The 22,808-nt window shown below is 35.8% G+C and carries 22 protein-coding genes and 2 tRNA genes; 17 read left to right on the forward strand and 7 right to left on the reverse strand.

All coding sequences use genetic code 11. The features are described 5' to 3' along the window. Nucleotides 1-39: 39 nt before the first annotated feature. The 3 genes from DCS95_RS07825 to DCS95_RS07835 all read left to right on the forward strand — a co-directional run bounded on the left by DCS95_RS07825 (nt 40) and on the right by DCS95_RS07835 (nt 1,782). A tRNA-Leu gene (locus DCS95_RS07825) sits at nt 40-121 on the forward strand. Nucleotides 122-275: 154 nt separating this feature from the next. Beyond that, nucleotides 276-1,484, forward strand: a complete 1,209-nt coding sequence (locus tag DCS95_RS07830) for a bifunctional alpha/beta hydrolase/OsmC family protein (protein WP_116770261.1) — start codon at nt 276-278, stop codon at nt 1,482-1,484. A 16-nt stretch (nt 1,485-1,500) separates the two neighbouring features. Next, nucleotides 1,501-1,782 (forward strand): DUF427 domain-containing protein, encoded by a 282-nt coding sequence (locus DCS95_RS07835; protein ID WP_116770262.1) that lies wholly within the window; start codon nt 1,501-1,503, stop codon nt 1,780-1,782. A 62-nt stretch (nt 1,783-1,844) separates the two neighbouring features. Here DCS95_RS07835 and DCS95_RS07840 read toward each other — a convergent pair whose 3' ends face one another. Continuing rightward, nucleotides 1,845-2,093 (reverse strand): hypothetical protein, encoded by a 249-nt coding sequence (locus DCS95_RS07840; protein ID WP_036157715.1) that lies wholly within the window; start codon nt 2,091-2,093, stop codon nt 1,845-1,847. Nucleotides 2,094-2,226: 133 nt separating this feature from the next. Further along, a complete protein-coding gene (locus DCS95_RS07845) occupies nt 2,227-4,605 on the reverse strand; it encodes a TonB-dependent receptor domain-containing protein (protein WP_116770263.1) in 2,379 nt (792 codons plus the stop codon). Between the two features lie 386 nt (nt 4,606-4,991). Between DCS95_RS07845 and DCS95_RS07850 the strand changes: the two genes are divergently transcribed. Both DCS95_RS07850 and DCS95_RS07855 read left to right on the forward strand, forming a co-directional pair. Continuing rightward, complete coding sequence (locus tag DCS95_RS07850; protein WP_244178418.1) at nt 4,992-5,822, forward strand: sensor histidine kinase; 831 nt, start codon at nt 4,992-4,994, stop codon at nt 5,820-5,822. Next, nucleotides 5,819-6,529 carry a LytR/AlgR family response regulator transcription factor gene (locus tag DCS95_RS07855; protein ID WP_116770265.1) on the forward strand — a complete coding sequence of 237 codons (711 nt, stop codon included), beginning with the start codon at nt 5,819-5,821 and terminating at the stop codon, nt 6,527-6,529. The genes DCS95_RS07850 and DCS95_RS07855 overlap by 4 nt, the downstream gene beginning before the upstream one ends. Before the next feature lie 85 nt (nt 6,530-6,614). Here DCS95_RS07855 and DCS95_RS20600 read toward each other — a convergent pair whose 3' ends face one another. After that, nucleotides 6,615-6,737 carry a hypothetical protein gene (locus DCS95_RS20600; RefSeq protein WP_257786202.1) on the reverse strand — a complete coding sequence of 41 codons (123 nt, stop codon included), beginning with the start codon at nt 6,735-6,737 and terminating at the stop codon, nt 6,615-6,617. Nucleotides 6,738-7,258: 521 nt separating this feature from the next. Further along, nucleotides 7,259-8,509: a 3-deoxy-D-manno-octulosonic acid transferase gene (locus tag DCS95_RS07860; protein WP_116770266.1), complete on the reverse strand. Its 1,251-nt coding sequence runs from the start codon at nt 8,507-8,509 to the stop codon at nt 7,259-7,261. Nucleotides 8,510-8,599: 90 nt separating this feature from the next. Between DCS95_RS07860 and DCS95_RS07865 the strand changes: the two genes are divergently transcribed. From DCS95_RS07865 to DCS95_RS07880, 4 genes are all read left to right on the forward strand, one after another. Next, on the forward strand, nt 8,600-9,754 hold the full coding sequence (locus DCS95_RS07865; RefSeq protein WP_116770267.1) for a DegT/DnrJ/EryC1/StrS family aminotransferase: 1,155 nt from the start codon (nt 8,600-8,602) through the stop codon (nt 9,752-9,754). 43 nt (nt 9,755-9,797) lie between these two features. Further along, a complete protein-coding gene (gene galE / locus DCS95_RS07870; protein WP_116770268.1) occupies nt 9,798-10,814 on the forward strand; it encodes a UDP-glucose 4-epimerase GalE in 1,017 nt (338 codons plus the stop codon). Nucleotides 10,815-10,890: 76 nt separating this feature from the next. Then, a complete protein-coding gene (locus tag DCS95_RS07875) occupies nt 10,891-12,162 on the forward strand; it encodes a metal-dependent hydrolase family protein (RefSeq protein WP_116770269.1) in 1,272 nt (423 codons plus the stop codon). A gap of 42 nt (nt 12,163-12,204) precedes the next feature. Next, on the forward strand, nt 12,205-12,558 hold the full coding sequence (locus tag DCS95_RS07880) for a hypothetical protein (protein WP_116770270.1): 354 nt from the start codon (nt 12,205-12,207) through the stop codon (nt 12,556-12,558). Between the two features lie 9 nt (nt 12,559-12,567). Here the strand turns inward: DCS95_RS07880 and DCS95_RS07885 are convergent, their stop codons facing one another. Both DCS95_RS07885 and DCS95_RS07890 read right to left on the reverse strand, forming a co-directional pair. Further along, on the reverse strand, nt 12,568-13,671 hold the full coding sequence (locus DCS95_RS07885; RefSeq protein ID WP_116770271.1) for an acyltransferase family protein: 1,104 nt from the start codon (nt 13,669-13,671) through the stop codon (nt 12,568-12,570). A gap of 37 nt (nt 13,672-13,708) precedes the next feature. Then, nucleotides 13,709-14,224 (reverse strand): alpha-ketoglutarate decarboxylase, encoded by a 516-nt coding sequence (locus tag DCS95_RS07890; protein ID WP_116770914.1) that lies wholly within the window; start codon nt 14,222-14,224, stop codon nt 13,709-13,711. 117 nt (nt 14,225-14,341) lie between these two features. Here DCS95_RS07890 and DCS95_RS07895 point away from each other — a divergent pair, with 117 nt between their 5' ends. Both DCS95_RS07895 and odhB read left to right on the forward strand, forming a co-directional pair. Beyond that, entirely contained in the window at nt 14,342-17,137 is a 2,796-nt protein-coding gene (locus DCS95_RS07895; protein ID WP_116770272.1) for a 2-oxoglutarate dehydrogenase E1 component, read from the forward strand. A 25-nt stretch (nt 17,138-17,162) separates the two neighbouring features. Then, a complete protein-coding gene (gene odhB / locus DCS95_RS07900) occupies nt 17,163-18,383 on the forward strand; it encodes a 2-oxoglutarate dehydrogenase complex dihydrolipoyllysine-residue succinyltransferase (RefSeq protein WP_116770273.1) in 1,221 nt (406 codons plus the stop codon). 40 nt (nt 18,384-18,423) lie between these two features. Here odhB and DCS95_RS07905 read toward each other — a convergent pair whose 3' ends face one another. Next, nucleotides 18,424-18,873: a retropepsin-like aspartic protease gene (locus DCS95_RS07905; protein WP_116770274.1), complete on the reverse strand. Its 450-nt coding sequence runs from the start codon at nt 18,871-18,873 to the stop codon at nt 18,424-18,426. 37 nt (nt 18,874-18,910) lie between these two features. Between DCS95_RS07905 and DCS95_RS07910 the strand changes: the two genes are divergently transcribed. The 6 genes from DCS95_RS07910 (at nt 18,911) to DCS95_RS07935 (ending at nt 22,789) form a co-directional block, all read left to right on the forward strand. Further along, a complete protein-coding gene (locus DCS95_RS07910; protein ID WP_116770275.1) occupies nt 18,911-19,678 on the forward strand; it encodes a TatD family hydrolase in 768 nt (255 codons plus the stop codon). A gap of 24 nt (nt 19,679-19,702) precedes the next feature. Further along, a complete protein-coding gene (locus DCS95_RS07915) occupies nt 19,703-20,728 on the forward strand; it encodes an asparaginase (protein ID WP_116770276.1) in 1,026 nt (341 codons plus the stop codon). Between the two features lie 71 nt (nt 20,729-20,799). Beyond that, nucleotides 20,800-20,887 (forward strand) — tRNA-Ser (locus DCS95_RS07920). Between the two features lie 77 nt (nt 20,888-20,964). Beyond that, nucleotides 20,965-21,714 carry a MotA/TolQ/ExbB proton channel family protein gene (locus DCS95_RS07925; protein ID WP_058103980.1) on the forward strand — a complete coding sequence of 250 codons (750 nt, stop codon included), beginning with the start codon at nt 20,965-20,967 and terminating at the stop codon, nt 21,712-21,714. A 25-nt stretch (nt 21,715-21,739) separates the two neighbouring features. Beyond that, nucleotides 21,740-22,171, forward strand: a complete 432-nt coding sequence (locus tag DCS95_RS07930; RefSeq protein WP_116770277.1) for a hypothetical protein — start codon at nt 21,740-21,742, stop codon at nt 22,169-22,171. Nucleotides 22,172-22,183: 12 nt separating this feature from the next. Continuing rightward, nucleotides 22,184-22,789 carry an ExbD/TolR family protein gene (locus DCS95_RS07935; protein WP_116770278.1) on the forward strand — a complete coding sequence of 202 codons (606 nt, stop codon included), beginning with the start codon at nt 22,184-22,186 and terminating at the stop codon, nt 22,787-22,789. The last annotated feature ends 19 nt before the right edge of the window (nt 22,790-22,808 follow it).

Genomic DNA, 22,808 nt, shown 5'->3' on the forward strand with positions numbered 1-22,808 from the left:
TGCACCCCGATAATCACATATCGTGATTTAGGAAAGTATGCAGGCGTGGTGGAATTGGTAGACACGCTAGACTTAGGATCTAGTGCCGCGAGGTGTGAGAGTTCGAGTCTCTCCGCCTGTACAACGAGAAGCCTCTTGAGAATTCAAGGGGCTTTTTTATGCATTAATATTTTCAAATAAGAGCTTTAAAACATCACTTCAAAACAGATTTGTAAGTTTTAACCTTTATTTACTTCTAATGCTATAGATTAAGTCAAATAGCAGAAAGGATAATTATGGGGTTCGAAAAAGTATCGTTTACAAATACTGAAGGAAAACAATTAGCGGCTAGGTTAGAAATACCTAATAATCAAGAAGCACACACTTATGCTGTTTTTGCCCATTGTTTTACCTGTAATAAGAATTTTTCTGCTGTTCGCAATATATCAAGGGCTTTAGTAAATAAAGGAATAGCTGTACTTCGTTTCGATTTTACAGGTTTAGGTGATAGTGAAGGTAGTTTTGAAGACACCAATTTTTCATCAAACGTTTCTGATCTTATTCAAGCGGCTAAATTTTTAGAAGAGAATTACAAAGCTCCTGCTTTATTGATTGGACACTCACTTGGTGGTGCAGCTGTAATTTTTGCTGCTTCTAAAATTGCATCTGTTGTCGCTGTTTCTACCATTGGCGCCCCATCTTCCCCGGCACATGTGAAACATCTATTTAAATCTAATGTAGAGGAAATTAATGCCACGGGTAAAGCAAAAGTGAATATTGGTGGTAGGGACTTCACCATTAAAAAAGATTTTATCGATGATATTGAGTCAAAACCTATGAATGAGGTTTTAAAGAACTTGAGAAAACCGTATTTGGTCATTCATTCGCCCCAAGATACCATTGTGGGTATTGAAAATGCAAAGGAATTATATCAATACGCACATCATCCAAAAAGCTTTATTTCTGTTGATAAAGCTGATCATCTATTATCAAACAATGATGACTCTACATATGTTGGTAACGTTATTGCTGGTTGGGCAGAACGTTACTTGGATATTCCTAAAAGAGCACCATTAAAAACCGCTCACCAAGTTGCGGTGAGTATAGGTAATGAAGGCTTTACCTCTGAAATAGTTTCTGGTAATCATTTGTTGATTGCAGATGAACCTACTGATTTTGGTGGAAACGATTTTGGTCCTTCTCCATATGATTATGTTTCATCGGGATTAGGAGCTTGTACCGCGATGACATTGAGAATGTATGCCACTAGAAAAAAATGGGATTTGCAAAAGGTAGTTGTTCATGTTGATTATGGTAAAGAACACGCTCCAGACTCTGAAAATGTTTCACAATCCGTTGAAAAAATAGATGTTTTTAAAAGAAATATAGAACTGTTTGGTAATCTAGATGAAAAACAACGTCAGCGGTTATTGGAGATTGCCAATAAATGTCCGGTACATAAAACTCTAACGGCAGGTTCTACAGTATTGACTGAATTAAAATAGAATTAAATATTAAGATATGGTACAAGCAATTTGGAATAACGAGGTAATCGCAGAAAGTGATGCTACAATAGTAATTGAAGGAAATCATTATTTTCCGCCGTCATCTATAAAACAAGAATATTTTAAAAATACCGAGACCCATACCAAATGCCCTTGGAAAGGTGAGGCGTCATATTATGATATTGAGGTTGACGGTGATGTAAATAAAGATGCTGCATGGTACTACCCAGAAGTATCAGAATTGGCTAAGAGTATTAAAGGGTATATAGCATTTTGGAAAGGTGTAGAAGTAAAATAGTTTACATAAAAAGGGTCAGCTTTCGGCTGACCTTTAAATTTTTACTTAAATATTATTTGCATTTATGCAGTAGCATTTTGCGGAGCCCAATGGCTACAAGACATACCTGGTGCTGCTTTTTGTGGATTAGCGCAATCGCTAGATTCAAACTTTACACAGGTTACACAATTAGTGTCATCTTTTAAAGTGGCTTTCATTTCAAAACTATCGCACGTATAACTATTTCCTACTTTTACGCCATGCACTTTACAAGTATTGCCTTCAACCAAATTATCACAATTAACACAACTATTTCCAAATCTTATCGACATAATCTTCTGTTTTAAATTCAATTAAAACTAAATCCTTAATCCTTTAGAAGCAATTTAAATAGCTGTTTTTCAGTAGTATGTATTTAGATTATTTAAAAATAGCGAGGGTTAAAATCAATATTTTTATGTTTTTTTAGAATCGCTTTTGTCCTGAAAATTCCATTGCCTCACCCTTGCCAAATCCAAAACTGATACCTAGCGTTACAAACCTGCCACGCTTACTATAATCTCTAAGATAGTATGTGGGCTGATCGGTAATGCTTTCGCTTATACGAGAGGCGAAGACATCCCTAATACTTAAGTTGACAATAGCTTTTCCCTTTAAAATCTTTTTTCTCGCTCCGAAATCCATAAATAGGTTTTCTGATATTTCTTGAAGCAATGTTCTATAACTAGATTGGTAGTTTCCTATTAATTCCAAATCTATATCTGCAGGAAGTTTAATTTTACTGGTTAAACGCGTAGACCATTGGTTTCCTTCAAAGTCGAATGAGCTCCCTTCAAAATCTCCTTCTCGGGCAAAATGGCTGAAATTTAAATCGTTGGTAAAAGATATCCAATTTGCGGGTATGTATTTTGCATTGAATTCTAAACCTGTGGTATTGCTAATACCAACATTTTCTGGTCTTGAAATACTTACGTTGTCCTCAAACTCTACAATATCTTCCACAACGTCTTCGGTATGTCTGTAGAAAACACCAAGGTTCATTGAAACCTTACCAAGTTTGTAAATGCTGGTGACTTCAAAACTATCGGTAAATTCTGGCTGTAAATCTGCATTACCCGTACTTATGCTAAAGTTGTTTCTAATATTAAAAAACGGATTCAAATCCCACAAACGGGGTCTAAATATACGTTTTGAGTATCCCGCTTGTAATGATAGGTCATCGTTAATTTTATAGCTTGTGTGACCACTAGGGAAAAGGTTATTATAATTTTTATCGTTGCTCACGTTTGTGGTCTGTAGCAAGGTGGCAACATCGGTATCTTCAAAACGAAGTCCTACTTTTATGCCCCATTTATCTCCTTCATAAGCAGTGGTGCCGTAAATGCCCAGTACTTTTTGGGTCCATTCGAATACGTTGGTCAAATTAGGGTCTTCAATGAAATCTGTACCATCAAAATTGCTGATGGCAAAATCATTTTCTACGTCGTTTATTTGATATTGCGCACCGGTCTCTAAGGTAAATTGTTCTGACCAAGGGTGTGTGTAATCTGCCTTAAAAGTATATTCTGCTTGGGTGAAATCTGTTCTACTTTTTTGAAGCGTGTCGTCATCAGCACCAATAGTAGTCGTGTTATTAAAGTCTGATGTTTGGTCTTTTGCAAAAAGATTTCCCGTAGCACTTAATAACAACGATTGCTCTTCATTGCCTTCAAAGTCTTTTTTGTACTGAAGTTCATAGGAATATTTAGGATTTGTAGCCTCGGTCAATTCTTGTCTTCTAAAAGCATCTGTCAATGTATTGCTATCATCAAAAGTACTGAAAATGGCATCTGCATTCTCTTTTTCCCATTCATATGCGAAGTTCCCGGAAAGTGTAATTACATTCAGCTCATTAATATGATAATCTGTTCCCAGAATAAGATTAAAAAATGTTTCGTTCTTATCGTTTTCGCCTAAACTGCTGATATAAGTGCCGTCTTCCAAATTCCTATTTTCTGTTTCTTCATCACTGGGGAAGGTTCTTCGCCCAAATCCTAATTGACTGAATAAATTGAACTTTTCGGTACGTCTATTAAGACTGAGTCCTAAACTATGATTATTAGGCACGCCCGTATTTAAAGTAACCGCACCATTTAATCCTTTCTTTTCCTCTTTTTTAAGAACGATATTTATAATGCCCGATGTACCTTCTGCATCGTATTTGGCAGAAGGGTTGGTGATAACCTCTATACGCTCTATCATATCTGCTGTTAAGGTTCCAAGGGCGTTACCTTGTTCATTGGCAATAACAGAAGGTTTTCCATTAATCAACATTTGAACTCCTTGACTACCACGTAGGCTTACCGCTCCTTCAATATTAACGTTTACCGAGGGTACATTGTTCAAGACCTCTAATGCACTTGCTCCAGTACTGCTTAAGTCAGCACCTACATTGAATACACGTTTATCTAATTTGAATACGGTCTGGCTAACTTCACCTTCTACCACAACTTCATCAAGTTGTTGAGAATCTTCTGCTATGGTAACGGTTCCAAGATTAATTTTACCGTCTACAATGGTGGGGTTATCAAATCTTTTGGTTGTGAAACCAATAAAACTTACCTCTATATAAAATTCAGAAGCAGTTGTTTCTAGAGTGAAACTACCATCTTGCAAGGTTGTAGTACCCACAATAGGTTTTTGATTGGTTGGGTCGCCTACAAGAACGGTTGCAAATTCAATTGGTCCGCCATTATTAGTTTCTACAATTTTACCTGTAATGGTGGTAGTGTTTTGTGCGAATGAAGTCGTAGTGACGAATAACAAGAAAATAAAAAGAATTGAGTCTTGAAGTTGTTTAAGCATTATGAGTGTTGATGTTGTTGTTGACAGTAAAGATGCGTCTTACTTTGAAGTAATGAAACCTAAATTCTGCGAACGACAAATGTTATGGTGTAAACGACAAAATAGAGCTAAATGGCGTTTGCCTGTTTAATTATGTCGATTACGGCTTTATTAAATGGGGTGTGGTTGTAAAGTGTTATTTTTAAGTAATGGCCCTCTTTTTCAATTTAAATTCTAGTGCTAAAAAAGAAATACTATTTCAAGTCGTCTTGCATGTGGTGGTTTTTCTATTCTTTACATTTGACAAGTACGATCCGGAAATACAGGGTTTTAAAGTGATTGCATTTTTTAATTATGCTTTGGGTGCTTTTTTTATCAATTACATTTTACTACCTCGTTATTTTTATATGAAAAAGTACTTATACTTTTTTTGTTCGGTAGCATTTATTATAAGTTTTAATATAGCATTTGAAGAACTTATTTTAGAACGTATTTTTTATCCAGATACACGAGCCATGTACTTCCCTGGTGTTATCTACAGTCTTCTTGATGTAATGCCGGTAATTCTAATTTTAGTGGGGTTTAAATTCGCGTGGGATGCATCAAAAAAACAATTGGAGGTCGAAGAACTTCGTACATCTGTCAAAGAAAGTGAATTACTTTTTTTAAAATCACAGATCAATCCACATTTTTTATTCAATAATCTGAATAATTTATACTCATATGCCATAGAGGAATCGGCAAAGACTCCGTCCATCATCCTTGAATTATCTTCTGTTTTACGTTATATGCTATATGATTGTAAAGAGAAATTTGTCATTTTAGGAAAAGAAATAGAACACTTAAAAAATTTCACCCAATTAAATGAAATGCAAATTGAAGAAAGGGGTAAGATTAGTTTTAGAACTGAAAATATCAATAATGATTATCAAATAGCTCCACTGATTTTATCGGTTTTTATTGAAAATGCTTTTAAACATAGTACCGCTAGCCAGTCCGAAGATATTTTTATAGACGTTAGCATTATTTTAGATAAAAATGGGTGTCTGGATTTTGAATGTAGGAATTCATTTTTAGAAATAACCAATACCGAAAGTCTTTCTAATGGTATTGGTTTAAAGAATGTGAAGAAAAGGTTAGAATTGCTATATCCTAATGCACATGATTTACATATTCAAAAAGAGCAGAATGTGTATTATGTGCATTTAAAATTACAGTTAATGAAAGGGATTGTATGATACAATGTATAATTATAGAAGATCAGCCGCCAGCACAAAGAGTGTTGAAAAAATATATTGCCGATATTGGAAATTTAGACTTAAAGGCCACCTTTACAGATGCTCTTTCTGCTATTGATTTTATAAAGTCTGAAAAAATTGATTTAATTTTTTTGGATATTCATTTGCCAAAGATTTCCGGTATAGAATTTTTAAAAGTCATAAAACATAAACCTAGTGTAATCTTGACAACTGCTTTTTCTGATTATGCTTTAGAGAGTTATGATTTTGGTGTGATTGATTATCTTTTGAAACCATTTTCTTTTGAACGCTTTGTTCAAGCAGTGAATAAAGTACCTAGATTAGGTAGTGAGTTCATAGAAGAAAAAACATTAGCTGAGAAAAACCCACTTTCAGATGTCGTTTTTATCAAATCTGGATACGAGCATATTAAAATTGAAGTAGAAGATATTCGTTTTATACGGTCTGATGCTGATTATACCGAAATTCATACAAAAAAACAGAAATACCTTTCGCAAGAAACCTTGCGGTACTGGCAAGAAAATTTAGATACCCGGAAATTTATAAGAATCCACAAATCATACATTTTGAATATTACTGAAATTTATAAGATCAATGCAAATCAAGTAATATTGGAGGACAAAGAAACGCTGCCTATTGGTAGAGCTTTTAAAGAAGGGTTTATGCAACTGATTATAAAAGAATAGGGTGCTAATTGTATTAAATAAAAAAAGCCCCTAGAAAAGGGGCTTTTAAAACGTAATTTTTTGCAATAAGCTTTAATTTAAAAGATTAGACAATCCCTAAAAGGGTTAATATTGCACCTACCGCAACAACAGCTAAAAAAGCGTTCATTGCAATAATAAGTACGGATAGATAAGTTTCTACCCCTGTTTTAAATGATAAATTGTTCATAACATTACCTACTTTAAAGTTACACTACTAAAGTTAGTTGAAATAAGCAACTATTACCTATTAATTGTTGTAAACACCTACAAAAATATGGTGAAACCGTACTTAAATGTGGTAAGTGTTTCTTAATAAGTGCATTATATCCATGAAACTTGCATTTTATCGATTTGTTGAAAATGCAAGTATATTTAAGATGTAATCTATTAAAGCTTACTTAAGTAGTCCAAGCCAATCGGCTATGCCAGCGAGCGGTACTGCCAAAAGTATTAAGATTAAGCATGTAATCATTAATTTAAGAAATCCATTGAGCATTTTAACTCCTGAAGAAAGTCCTTGTTCCATAATCATAGTTCTATTGTTCTGTATTCAATATAGGTATTACGTGTGTAATGTACTGTAAAATAGAGATATAAATTCGATTAACGTATCAAATTGTCTGAGCAAAGTACATGTTGCGTACTAAGAATGTCTTAATTTTTACATTAAACATTTAATAGTTTAAAGGCAGTGTTACTGTGAATGAATCAATTTTTTGAAGATAAAACTGAATTTAATGCATTTAAGATTTGTTGTGTTGCTCCAGCTTTTTCTTTGATAAATTTTGTATTGATTTGACCGGTTTGTTGTCTTTTTTGTTGTTGAGTGAAAAAAGTGTCTATGTTGTGTTGAAGTTCTTCAGAACTGTTTATTGAAATGACTCCACCTAATTGTACCAATTCTTCTGCCTCGGCAAAACCTTCAAATTTCGGACCTATAATTACAGGTATGCCAAATACTGCAGGCTCCAAGGTGTTGTGTAATCCTGTTGCGAAGCCACCACCTACGTACGCAATTTCGGCATAGCTATATATTTTGGTCAATAAACCGATGGTATCTATGATGATGACTTCATAATCCGCTAAGTTTATATTCTCGTTCAAATCAGTATAGCTTACAACAGGCTTTTCTATTGATTGTATAATTTCTTGTATATGATTGCTCTTCATTGTGTGTGGTGCAAGAACAAACTTAATGGGGTAATTGCATTGATTGATATAATCAATAATTAAGCGCTCATCTTCTGGCCAGGTACTGCCTGCAATAAAACAAAATTGATTTTGCTTGAAATTCTCCATGAAGTTCAACTCATTATGTTGATCTACAATTTCGCTTACGCGGTCAAAACGGGTATCGCCAGCAATCGTAACTTTATTGAAACCAATTGAATTTAATAACGAATGCGATTTCTTGTTCTGAACAAAAATGTGCGTAAAGTTGTTGAGCGTTTTACGCATAAATCCGCCATAAGATTTAAAGAAAATCTGATTCTTCTTAAATATTGCCGAAATTAAAAATGTTGGTGTATTTCGTTTGTTTAAAGCAACCAGGTAGTTAGGCCATATTTCATACTTTATGAAAATTGCGATATCTGGGTGAGCAATGTCCAAAAAAGCAGATACGTTACTTTTAGTGTCTAAAGGTAAGTAACAAATGACATCGGCCACATTGCTGTTTTTTTTCACTTCATACCCAGATGGAGAAAAAAAGGTGAGTAGTGTTTTATAATGCGGGTATAACAATTTTAGTTTTTCCAGTACCGGTAATCCTTGTTCGTATTCACCTAATGAAGCCGCATGTATCCAAATAACTTTATCATCTTTTGCAATAGAATGTTTTATTTTAGGAAGGCTTTCCCTTCTACCTTTTACAAATAAAGAAAGCTTTGAATTCGCTAAGGCCAATACCTTTAAAATGGCAGAGGTACTAATGGCAATAAGGTTATAAAGAATGTACAAACTGATGCTTTTGGGCTAAATTACGTTTCTTTCCATAAAATTAGTGTCGCCGGTTTCGTATTTTTGTGCTACTTCATGTAATTACAACAGATGAAAAAGATACAAATGGTTGACCTAGGTGGTCAATACCAAGAAATTAAAGATCAAGTAAACTCTTCAATATCTCAAATATTAGAAACTTCCGCCTTTATTAACGGGCCGGAAGTTCATGCTTTTCAGAAAGAATTGGAAGAGTACCTACAGGTAAAACATGTTATACCTTGTGCGAACGGTACAGATGCTTTACAGATTGCTATGATGGGTTTAGGTTTAAAACCAGGTGATGAAGTAATTACGGCTGATTTTACTTTTGCTGCAACGGTAGAGGTTATTGCCTTGCTGCAGTTGACTCCGGTTTTGGTCGATGTATATCCAGATACGTTCAACATTAATATAGAAGCGATTGAAAAAGCCATTACGCCTAAAACCAAGGCTATAGTGCCAGTGCATCTTTTTGGACAATGTGCGAATATGGACGCTATTTTAGAACTGGCCAAAAAACACGATTTGTTCGTCATAGAAGATAATGCCCAGGCGATTGGAGCTAGATATTATTCAGCAGATGGTACAAAACAAATGGCAGGAAGTATGAGTCACGTAGGTGCGACTTCATTTTTTCCCTCTAAAAACTTAGGATGTTATGGTGATGGCGGTGCAATATTCACAAATGATGATGAATTGGCGCATACCTTAAGAGGTATAGTAAACCATGGTATGTATGAAAGATACCATCATGACGTTGTAGGGGTTAATTCGAGATTAGATTCCATTCAGGCTGCCGTGCTACGTGCTAAACTTCCCAGATTAGATGGTTATTGCGAGGCAAGAAGAAATGCGGCGCGTGCATATTCTAAGGCTTTTGAAGGGCAAGAACATATTGTCACTCCTGTAACGGTTAATAATTGTGAAGGTATCTGTGATGTTTGTGATTGCCATGTTTTTCATCAGTATACCTTAAAAATCACCAATGGTAAAAGAGATGAACTAGCACAATTTTTGGCTAAAAACGAAGTTCCTTTTGGTGTGTACTATCCCATTCCGTTACATAAGCAAAAAGCATATGAGGATGATAGGTACAATGAGGCAGATTTTCCAGTAACCAATCAATTGGTGAAAGAAGTGATTTCATTGCCCATGCATACCGAGTTGGATGATGAACAGATTAACCATATAACGCAGTTAGTCATCGGGTTTGTTAATGGGTAGTATATAGTTTTTTTATTTTGGCAATGTTCAAATAGCATATAAAATGAAAGTATTAGTAACAGGCGGACTTGGATTTATTGGTTCCCACACCGTAGTTGAGCTTCAAAATAAAGGTTTTGAAGTGGTGATTATTGACGACTGCTCTAACTCAGATGAGAGTGTTCTAGAGGGCATTGAGGCAATCACTGGTAAAAAACCACTTTTTGAAAAGCTGGATTTAAAGGAGAGGCAAAAGGTCGAAGATTTTTTTGCAAGACACCAAGACGTCGAAGGTGTTATCCATTTTGCTGCGAGTAAAGCAGTAGGGGAGAGTGTGGAGAAGCCGTTACTGTACTATGAAAATAATATTGGTACGCTCGTTTACATTTTAAAAGAATTATGTAAAAAGAACAAAGCTAGTTTCATCTTTAGTTCTTCTTGTACTGTGTATGGACAAGCAGATAAAATGCCGATTACCGAAGATGCACCTGTTAAGGTTGCCGAATCTCCATATGGTAATACTAAGCAGATGGGTGAGGAGATTATTGCTGATACATGTAAAGTAACTCCTTATTTGAATGCTATTGCATTACGTTATTTTAATCCGATGGGTGCACACCCAAGTGGAGAAATAGGGGAGTTGCCAAAAGGGGTGCCGCAAAATTTAGTTCCGTTTATTACGCAAACCGGCATTGGGTTGAGAAAAGAACTGTCTGTTTTTGGTGATGACTATCCAACGCCCGACGGTACATGTATAAGAGATTATATCTATGTTGTAGATTTGGCCAAAGCCCATGTAGTTGCTTTAGAACGTTTGTTGAATGGCAACAATGAATCTAATTATGAGGTTTTTAATGTAGGTACGGGTAAAGGTAGTTCTGTACTGGAGGCAATAAAGAGCTTTGAAAAAGTTTCAGGAAAAAAACTGAACTATAAAATTGTTGATAGAAGACCTGGGGATATTACTACGGCATATGCAGATACTACTAAGGCAAATGAGGTGTTGGGTTGGAAAGCCGAATATACTTTAGAAGAAGCCATGAATTATGCATGGATCTGGGAGCAGAAAATTAGGGACTGATTTTTTTAAGAACTACGATATAAATAAGGGGAAATATGGCTATATTTCCCCTTATTTAATTTAAAGACCACCTCGTATGAAAAATTCTCTTTTTGTTTTGTTGATGTTCGTTTTTGGTGTAGCAAATGCACAGGACACCTATCTTCAATGCGGTAAAATCGTAGATATTGAATCTGGTAAAATTCTATCGGAAAAGACCATTGTAGTTTCTGAAAATAAAATCAAAGAAATTAAAAATGGATTTGTGTCTGGGAATGAATCGGATATGGTGGTTGATTTAAAAACGAAAACCATTTTGCCCGGGTTTATAGATATGCATGTGCATATTGAAAGTGAATCTAGTCCGTCTAGGTATTTAGAGGCTTTTACATTAAATGAAGCAGATGTTGCATTTCAATCTACCGTATATGCCAAAAGAACTTTAATGGCAGGTTTTACCACGGTGAGAGATTTAGGAGGTTCAGGTGTGAACATTGCACTGAAAAAAGCAATTAATAAAGGAACTATTGTTGGTCCAAGAATTTTTACCGCGGGAAAATCTCTTGCAACTACCGGTGGTCATGCAGATCCTACAAACGGAAGAAGCCAGGAGTTAATGGGTGATCCGGGCCCGAAAGACGGAGTAGTAAACTCGCCTGCAGATGGTAGAAAAGCGGTGCGCCAACGTTATAAAGATGGTGCCGATGTTATTAAGATTACGGCAACAGGTGGGGTTCTTAGCGTGGCAAAAAGTGGTCAAAATCCTCAATTTACGATTGAAGAAATAAAAGCGATTACCGAAACAGCAGATGATTACGGTATGTTGACCGCTGCTCATGCCCATGGAGATGAGGGTATGCAAAGAGCAATTTTAGGAGGAATAAAAACTATTGAACACGGTACGCTGATGTCTGAGGAAACGATGGACTTAATGATAGAGCATAATACATTTATGGTACCTACGATATCTGCCGGACAAGAAGCGGCTAGGTTGGCTAAGATACCTAACTACTTGCCGCCCGTTGTAGCAAAGAAAGCATTGGAAATAGGGCCTAAGTTAAATGCTACTTTTGCAAAAGCTTACAAAAAGGGGGTTAATATAGCTTTTGGTACAGACTCTGGTGTGTCTCCTCATGGGGATAATGCAAAGGAGTTCATTTATATGAACAAAGCTGGTATGCCAATTATAGAGATATTACGTGCAGCTACTATGACCAATGCAATGTTATTGGGAGAAGATGAGCTAGGGCAGATTAAAGAAGGATATATAGCTGATATTGTGGCTGTGAACGATAACCCTTTAAATAATGTGGAAACCCTAACCGATGTGGTTTTTGTTATGAAAGAAGGGGTTGTGTACAAGCAATAGTGTGATCCGTATTACGTACATTTTTTATAAAGTTGATTGAGCATGAAGTTGAGAGTAGATAATAGCGAGCAGTTGATGCAGATTGCCCTGGAAGATTCGCTTTTTAAGAAATTAATTCAACAAGCCGAAAAAGACTTTATCCTCGCAAACGTTCCTTTAAAAATGCCTTTAGCCATTGATGCTTCAGGTTTTATAGCTCTTGTTCGAGAAAAAGTGTATTATTTAATGATGGAGCATTTTGCTGAGTATTTGAATCTTATGTACATCATAGATATCCCTGAGAAAGATTTTCAACATATTGAAATTACCGATACCGTAGATGTGGCCGATCAAGTTACTTTGTTGATATTAAAAAGAGAATACAAAAAGGTTTGGTATAGAAACAAATATCAATAGCATGTGCATTTACACTTTAATATAAATCCCTCTTTTATCCATAATATAGCCAATTAACCAACAAGTAAACATTATCCATAGGGCAAATAATAGTGAGCCAAAGTAATCACCAGCGGTAGCAATGAAAATAGTATCTGCAATCCAGTTATAAGCGGTGGTGCCTTTCATAGTTATTTCTGACAGGCTTATGATAAAGAGTTCAGATAATAGATAGATGAACAAGGTGTTTCTGCCAAAAACTTCAAAAAAGTAAGTCCATTTTCCGGGTTTAGACATATCCAGCAAATAGATTAAAATGGCTATGATGAATATATCTATTCCGCTAGTGAGCAATACAAAAGAACTGGACCAAAGTTTCTTATTGAAAGGGAAGATTAAATCCCACGCAAAACCCACAATAATTAATAAGCCGGCAGCCATTATGAGTTTGGCTATGGTTTCAAAGTTTTGACCGTTTTTTTGAATGAATTTACCGGTAAAATATCCGGCTATGACATTTACAATTGCGGGTAAGGTACTTAATAAACCTTCTGGGTCAAAAGCTACGCCACCATTACCATGATACATGTGATCAGCTCCAATAAGAAATTTATCTAATTTTAGAACCGCGTTTCCTGTTAGGCTGAGGTCTCCAAATACAATTAGAATAATGTGATATGCTACTAAGGCCAATGCACTGAAAATTAAAACTGATTTGGTTTTAAAATATCTGAGCAAAAGGGAAGCGAACAAGTAGCACAGTGCTATACGCTGTAGAACACCAAAAATTCTAGTTTCTCCAATTGGTTTTAAACCACCGTTGTCAAAAAACGGAAACCAATACATTAAAAATCCTAATAGGAATATTATGGCAAAACGTTTAAAAACCTTTTTTAAAAACGTACCGCTACTTACATTGTCATATTTTTTCATGCTAAAACTCATGGCATTACCTACGACAAATAAAAAAGTAGGGAAAACCAAATCGGTAAGTGTAAATCCGTTCCAAACGGCATGTTTCAATATTCCAAAACTGGTATCTCCATTTCCTGGGGAATTTACAATAATCATAAGGGCAACATCCATCCCCCTAAAGACATCTAAAGATAGATATCGGTTCTTTAACGTATTCATGTTGGTTGGTTTGGTCTAAGATGTAAGGTAGTGATTTTTAAAAGTAAACCCTCACAAAGGGCATTATGGCATTTCCATAAATACTTTGGTTGTCATCATAAAGTAAATCATAACGCAAGCCAATGGTAACATTTCTAGTGCTATAGCCTGCGCCAACAAAAAATGCAGGTAACCAATAGTTATCCTCAATATCTATAGTTGAGGTAGCTATGGTTCGGTTAATACGTAGTTGTTCAAATTCGGCAGATATTTGAATTTCAGGTATGGGGTTGAATAATGAAAGAACGCTACCACCATATGCTAAAAACTTATCATCATCAAATTTTGCATAGTTGAAACTTAAACTAGCTCCAGAAGCAAATTGCTCATTGAATTGGTAAATGGCACTTGGAGATATAGAGCCATTAAATCCATTATTTGTGAATCCTAATCCAATACTTCCACCAAATCTTACGTTATTCCAAAAATCATTACCGAAATTAGAAGTTTGGGCAAGGGAAAAGGTGATATTTAATGTAGCTAATCCTATGAATATTAATTTTTTTAAGCTCATGTGATGATTTTGTTTTAAAGTTTCATTTTTTTCAATAATACTTGGCATTCTATCGTTAGATATTGTAAATGTTGTATTTTTGTTAGAAATTTATTCTAAAGATACAGAAAGTAATTCATGGATAAATATTCCTTTTTGAATACCGTTCATACCTCTTTTTTTTCAGAGTTATACGATAAGTATTTAGTAAATCCGGATAGTGTAGAGCCAAGTTGGAGAGCCTTTTTTCAAGGATTCGACTTTGGAATGGAAAGTTCGTTAGAGGAACTTGAAATTGATGAGAATCGAACTACTGTCGTAGTCAACGGCAACAAGAGTGAAATGCCAGAATCCTTACAGAAGGAGTTTCAGGTGATCAGGCTTATTGATGGCTACAGAAGCAGAGGTCACTTATTTACTAAAACAAACCCGGTTCGTGAGCGAAGACATTATGAACCTACATTGGATATAGAAAATTTCGGACTTTCATCGTCTGATCTTGATACTGTTTTTAATGCTGGTGATATAATTGGTATAGGTCCAAATTCCTTAAAAGAAATTGTTAGGCATTTACAAAGTATCTATTGCGATGCTATTGGTGTAGAGTATATGTATATTCGAAAACCAGAGCGTGTAAAATGGATCCAAGATTGGATAAATGTCAATGACAATCATCCAAATTTTGAGCCTGAAAGAAAAAAACATATTCTTAAGAAGTTAAACCACGCCATCTCGTTTGAGACTTTTTTGCATACTAAATATGTAGGTCAAAAAAGATTCTCGTTAGAGGGTAACGAATCTTTGATTCCTGCCTTAGATGTAATTGTTGAACACGCAGCAGAAATGGGTGTTAAGCAATTTGTTATGGGTATGGCCCACCGTGGTAGGTTAAATGTGCTTACCAATATCTTTGGTAAATCTGCGAAAGATATTTTCAGTGAGTTTGATGGTAAGGATTATGAGCAAGAGATTTTTGATGGCGACGTTAAATATCACTTGGGTTGGACTTCTGATAGAAAATCCGATAACGGAAATAAGATAAAAATGAGTATTGCGCCAAACCCTTCTCACTTAGAGACGGTAGGTGCTGTTGTTGAGGGTATTGCAAGAGCTAAGCAAGATGCCGATTATCAAGATGATATTTCTAAAGTGCTTCCTATCGTAGTACATGGTGATGCCGCTATTGCGGGTCAAGGTTTAGTCTATGAGGTAGTTCAAATGGCGGGTCTTGATGGGTATAAGACCGGTGGTACCATACATATAGTGGTAAACAACCAAATAGGTTTTACAACTAACTATTTAGATGCAAGATCTTCTACATACTGTACCGATGTTGCGAAGGTAACATTGAGTCCGGTACTTCATGTAAATGCAGATGATGCAGAAGCAGTAGTGCATGCATCTCTTTTTGCCTTAGAATATAGAATGCAATTTGCGGGCGATGTTTTTATAGATTTATTAGGCTATAGAAAGTATGGTCATAATGAAGGTGATGAGCCAAGGTTTACCCAACCGAAACTTTACAAGGCAATTGCAAAGCATAAGAATCCAAGAGATATTTATGCTGAAAAGCTGATGCAGGAAGGTGTAATAGATAATACTTATGTTGCTCAATTAGAAAAACAATATAAAGATTCTCTAGAAGAGAAATTAGAAGATTCACGTAAAGAGGATAAAACTATAATAACTCCGTTCATGGCAGATGAATGGAAAGGTTTTGAAAATGTACGTGAATGGGAAATGATGGACCCGGTAAAAACCACATTTGCAAAAACTAAGCTAGATAAGATAGCTAAAGTGATTACGGCTTTACCTGAAGGAAAGAAGTTTTTGCGCAAAGTAGAAAAATTGGTTAAGGATCGCTACAATATGTATTTTGAAGCCGATAACCTTGATTGGGCAATGGGTGAGCTGTTGGCATATGGTACTTTGTTAGAAGAAGGTTTTGCGGTTCGTATGTCTGGTCAAGATGTTGAGCGTGGTACTTTTTCTCACCGCCATGCCGTAATGAAAGTAGAGGAAAGTGAAGAAGAGATTATTTTGTTAAATCAGTTATCTGAAAAACAAGCTAAATTCCAAATTTATAATTCACTTTTATCTGAGTATGGTGTTGTAGGTTTTGATTATGGTTATGCTATGGCAAGCCCAAATACATTGACCATTTGGGAAGCACAGTTTGGTGATTTCAGTAATGGAGCCCAGATAATGATCGATCAGTATATTTCTGCAGCAGAGGATAAATGGAAACTTCAGAACGGTTTGGTGATGTTATTGCCTCACGGTTATGAGGGTCAGGGAGCTGAACATTCTTCTGCGAGAATGGAACGTTACCTTCAACTGTGCGCAAAAGATAATATGTACATCGCAGATGTGACTACGCCTGCTCAAATGTTCCATTTATTACGTAGGCAAATGAAGGCGAATTTTAGAAAGCCTTTGATAATCTTCACGCCAAAAAGTTTATTGAGACATCCAAAAGCCGTATCTAAGATTGCAGATTTAACCAGTGGAAGTTTTCAAGAAGTTATTGATGATGACACTGCAGATGTCAAAAAAGTAAAAAGTTTGGTTTTCTGTACAGGTAAATTCTATTATGACCTGTTAGCGGTCAAAGAAGAGAACAACAGAGACGATGTTGCTTTGGTTAGGGTTGAGCAGTTGTTCCCGGTTCCTGAAAAGAAAATGAAAGCGGCAATTGCTAAGTATAAAAATGCCGATGATATTGTTTGGGCACAAGAAGAACCAAGGAATATGGGTGCATGGAGTCATATGTTAATGCACTTTAGTGAAGCTGAAAAGTTTAGAGTTGCTTCAAGAAGATTTTATGCAGCTCCAGCAGCTGGTAGTTCTGTACGTTCCAAAGCGCGTCATCAGCAAGTTATAGATTACGTTTTCGATAAGACAAAGGACAATATGTCCAAACCAAAAAAATAATATAACATATCAAATTATAGAAAGAATGATTCTAGAAATGAAGGTCCCTTCGCCGGGAGAGTCTATCACAGAGGTAGAAATAGCGGAATGGTTAGTTGAAGATGGGGATTATGTAGAAAAAGATCAAGCAATTGCAGAGGTAGATTCAGATAAGGCTACCTTAGAATTGCCTGCAGAAGCAAGTGGAACAATTACACTGAAAGCCGAAGAAGGTGATGCAGTTGCGGTTGGTGCCATAGTTTGCTTAATAGATACAAGTGCTGCCAAACCAGATGGTGGTGCAGAAGCAGCTAGTGCTCCAAAAGAAGAGAAAAAAGAAGAGCCTAAAAAAGAAAAAGCTCCACAGCCTGCTCAGGCAAAAGAGACCTATGCCTCTGGAGTTCCTTCTCCTGCAGCCAAGAAAATTTTAGATGAAAAAGGTGTTGATAGTAGTTCTGTTTCCGGTTCTGGTAGAGATGGTAGAATTACAAAAGAAGATGCTGTAAATGCAGTGCCTTCTATGGGGTCGCCTACAGGTGGCAGTCGTGGTGAGTCTAGATCAAAACTATCAATGCTGCGTAGAAAAGTAGCGGAAAGATTAGTTTCTGCAAAAAATGAAACAGCAATGTTGACTACGTTCAATGAAGTGGATATGAGTGCCATTTTTGAACTTAGAAATAAGTATAAAGAAGATTTCAAGAGCAAGCATGGTGTTAGTTTAGGTTTTATGTCCTTTTTTACAAAGGCAGTGGTAAGAGCCTTGGAAATGTATCCGGCCGTTAATTCTATGATAGACGGTAAGGAAATGATTTCTTATGATTTCTGCGATATCAGTATAGCTGTATCAGGACCTAAAGGTTTAATGGTGCCGGTAATAAGAAATGCCGAAAACTTAACATTTAGAGGTGTTGAAGCTGAAGTTAAAAGATTGGCAATTAGAGCACGTGAAGGTGAGATTACTGTTGATGAAATGACAGGTGGAACATTTACTATTACCAATGGTGGTGTATTTGGTTCTATGTTGTCTACACCAATTATCAATCCACCACAAAGTGCTATTTTGGGTATGCATAATATTGTGGAAAGACCTATTGCCCGTGAAGGAGCTATTGCTATAGCACCGATTATGTACGTGGCTTTGTCATATGATCACCGTATTATTGATGGTAAAGAGTCGGTAGGATTTTTGGTTGCCATTAAAGAAGCATTGGAAAGTCCGGAAGAAATATTGATGGACAATAACGTAAAGAAAGCTTTGGAAATGTAATTTTCTAAGGTTTTATAAAAAGAAAAAGCGTTGAGGAAACTCAACGCTTTTTCTTTTTTAAATAAATACATTTTTTGCCATAGTCGATAATGGCTTTTGACTTTTTAAGAATATCTGCTCCTAAAATACCGTCTACAGGTTCTGTGTTGTGTGCGATTAAAGCTTCATTAACATGCTTTAGGTCAAAAAGCACAATTTCTAATTGGTGATATTCCCATGAGTATAGATTGATGGTATTTTCTTTGGATACCAAGGTTTCCATATTGGTGGCTCCTGCACCTGCGGCTTTTACAATAGATTCTTCGGATATTAATTTAAAGTGCTCTATTTTATCCATGCCAATGCAGGTGTTCGATGCGCCAGTGTCTAATATAAACCTGCCTTGTACATCATTTATTTCGGCATGGATTTCAAAATGATCGGTTGCCGTTAAAGACAAGGGGATGCGTACGTAATCTTTATGCTTCAAGAATTTTTTGAGGGTACTCATAATTCATTTTCTTCAAAGATAAGCCTATTTTTGCCGCATGATTATAACAGATACGCATACGCATTTATATAGTGAGGCTTTTGACGATGACAGAAAAGAAGCGATCGAGAAGGCAATTGACTTAGGGGTAAAAAGGTTTTTTATTCCGGCAATAGATTCTACGTATACTGAAAGTATGTTGAAATTGGAGAAAGATTTTCCGGGACATATGTACTTAATGTCTGGTCTGCATCCCACGCATGTGAAAGAAAATTTTGAAGAAGAATTGGCACATGTAGAGGAAATGCTTAAAACACACTCCTACTATGCCGTTGGGGAGATAGGTATTGATTTGTATTGGGAAAAGAAATATTTGAAAGAACAACAAATTGCCTTTAAAAAACAGATTCAGTTGGCTAAAAGAAAAAATTTGCCGATCGTTATACACTGTCGCGATGCTTTTGATGAAGTTTTTGAAGTGTTAGAGGAGGAGAAAGGTGATGGTTTACGTGGTATTTTTCACTGTTTTACGGGAACTTTAGAGCAGGCTAAAAAAGCCATTTCCTATAATATGAAATTGGGTATTGGTGGTGTGGTTACCTTTAAGAATGGTAAGATAGATACCTTTTTAGATCAAATCGAATTAAAGCATATTGTGTTGGAAACCGATGCGCCTTATTTAGCACCTACACCTTATAGGGGGAAAAGAAATGAAAGTGCATACATTATTAATGTACTCGAGAAATTAGCGGACATTTACGGTGTTCCCAATGAAGAAATTGCAGAAATAACTACCAGTAACTCTAAAGATGTGTTTGGTGTGTAATAATGATTGTTTAGTGATTTAAATATGGATAAAAGAAATATATTACTGATATATACAGGAGGAACCATTGGTATGATGAAGGATTATTCTTCTGGAGCCTTAAAGGCGTTCGATTTTTCACAGCTACAAAAGAACATACCAGAACTTAATCAGTTAGATTGTACGATATCAAGTTTTTCTTTTGATTATCCAATTGATTCTTCGAATATGAATCCTGGTCATTGGATCGCTATTTCCGACATCATAGCCGATAAATATAATGACTACGATGGTTTTGTTGTACTGCACGGTAGTGATACTATGAGTTATACCGCCTCGGCTCTAAGTTTTTTACTCGAAAATTTAACCAAGCCGGTAATTTTAACAGGTTCACAATTGCCAATAGGGGATTTAAGAACCGATGCTAAAGAGAATCTCATAACCGCTATTCAAATTGCTGCTTTATGTGAAAAAGGAAAGCCGGTAGTGCAAGAAGTAGGGTTGTATTTTGAATATAAATTATACAGGGGTAATAGAACTACTAAAATAAATGCGGAGCATTTTCAGGCTTTTGCCTCTTTAAACTATCCCCATTTGATTGAATCTGGAGTTCATTTGACCGTTTTTAAAGAATATTTATTGCCTCAGAAAAGAAAATTACCCTTAAAATCTCATAGAAATATGGATGATAATGTTGCAATTTTAAAAATTTTTCCAGGAATTAATAAAAATATTGTCGACGCTATCTTGGGTGCCAAAAATTTAAAAGCGCTGGTTTTGGAAACTTATGGATCAGGAAATGCACCAATGGAAGAGTGGTTTTTAGATAAATTGAATAATGCGATAATTAATGGTGTTCATATAATTAATGTTACGCAGTGCTCTGGCGGTGCGGTTATGATGGGCCATTATGAAACGAGTTCTAGATTAAAGAAAATGCAAGTTATTAATGGTAAGGATATTACAACTGAGGCTGCCATTACAAAGGCAATGTACTTGCTGGGAAGCGGAGTCTCTCCTGAGCTATTTAAAACTGTTTTTGAAACATCTTTACGCGGAGAGATGCTTTAAATTTAACAGTACTTTAATTTCGATAACTAATATTTTTTTTGTTATTTGCCCACCCTTAAAAAAGGTAACTTAGAGAGGTGGCCGAGTGGTCGAAGGCGCACGCCTGGAAAGTGTGTATACCCCAAAAGGGTATCGAGGGTTCGAATCCCTTCCTCTCTGCAAGTAAGTTTTACTTTTTTTATATTGTTTTTTTTTTATCTTTAACCCTATTAACTAACTAATTTAAGTTTGAAAAAATGAAAAAATTATTCCCAAGCCTAGCAGTCGCTGGGGCATTTGTAGCAGGTACAAATATTGTAAGTGCAAAAGTAGCAGCAGTAGCGTTGCTAGTTCAAGAAGGAGCTCCTGAAGCGGAAAAAGGATTTACTCAGGTTTTAAAAGAAATGTTTATTACAGGTGGTGCCGGTTTCATGGGTATCGTTCTTTTATGTTTGATCCTTGGTTTGGCAGTTGCGATTGAAAGAATCATTTATTTGAACATGGCAAGTACAAATTCTGCCAAGTTGAAACAACAAGTTGAAGATGCTTTGGCGTCAGGTGGTGTTGAGGCTGCAAAAGAAGTTTGTAGAAATACAAAAGGACCTGTTGCTTCTATCTACTACCAAGGTTTGGATAGAGCTGGTGAGAGCATCGAATCTGCTGAGAAAGCTGTTGTTGCTTACGGTGGTGTTCAAATGGGTCAATTGGAGAAAAACGTTTCTTGGTTGTCTTTATTTATCGCTATTGCACCAATGCTTGGTTTCATGGGTACGGTAATCGGTATGATTCAAGCCTTCCAAAAGATTGCTGCTGTTGGTAACTTAAGTGCATCTCTTATTGCAGGTGATATTCAAGTTGCATTATTAACAACGGTATTCGGTCTTATTACGGCTATTATACTTCAAATTTTCTACAACTATATTATCGCTAAAATTGATAGCATTGTTAATGATATGGAAGATTCTTCTATTACATTGATAGATATGTTGGTAGATCACAAAAAATAAGTTTCACTTTTAATACCTAAAAATTATGCAAAAAATTATTAAAATAGCATTAATTGCTATAGGTGTATTAAGTGCAGTGCTTTGGTATTTGTTACCAAGTGCAGATATGCCGGCAGCTGAAGCTGCTCAGAGTGGAGCTATGAATACTATGTTTATCATTACTTATCTTTTATTGGGTATTGCAGTTGTGGTAAGTTTAGTGTTTACTTTAAAGAATTTATTTTCTAACCCACAAGGGTTAAAGAAGACGTTATTTGCTGTAGGAGGCTTTTTATTAGTAGTTGGGGTTTCTTACGTCTTGGCAAGTGGAACGGATGTAGATCCGGAATTCTTGGCTATGGAAGACGAGGGTACGATTAAGCAAATAGGTATGGGGTTAAATGTATTTTTTATCCTTACTATAATTGCTGTATTATCCTTGATCATACCAGCTGTTAAAAATATGTTTAGTAAATAAAAATAGAAAACTATGGCTAGAAGAGCAGGAGCACCAGAAGTAAGTGCCGGTTCCATGGCGGATATAGCTTTCCTTTTACTTATCTTTTTCTTGGTAACTACTACTATTGAAACGGATGCAGGATTGGATCGTATGCTTCCACCAATTGAACCGCCCGATACGGATGTAGTAATTAAACAGAAGAACATCTTTCAGGTGAATATTAACAAAAATGGTCAGTTGTTAGCTGATGAAGAGTTAATTGAGCTTAAAGATTTAAGAGAAAAAGCAAAGGCTTTTTTGGATAATGGCGGTGATGGAACATGTTCTTATTGTCAAGGAAGAAAAAATGCTGAGTCTTCAGATAATCCTTCTAAAGCGATTATCTCTTTAAAGAATGATCGTGAAACAAAGTATAGTACATACATTACGGTTCAAAATGAACTAGTAGGTGCTTACAATGATCTTAGAAATAGAGAGGCTCAACGTTTGTACAATAAGAATTTCGTTGACATGGAAGCTGAATATCTTAACCCTGAAACTGACGACGACGTAAAGGAAGAGTTGAAGGAAAAAGTAAAGAGAATTCAAGATTTGTTTCCACAGAAATTATCTGAAGCTGAAACTTCAAGTGATTAATTAATTAAAATAAAAGTAA

It is taken from the genome of Maribacter litoralis, assembly GCF_003075045.1.
In the GTDB taxonomy this organism is placed as follows: Bacteria; Bacteroidota; Bacteroidia; order Flavobacteriales; family Flavobacteriaceae; genus Maribacter; species Maribacter litoralis.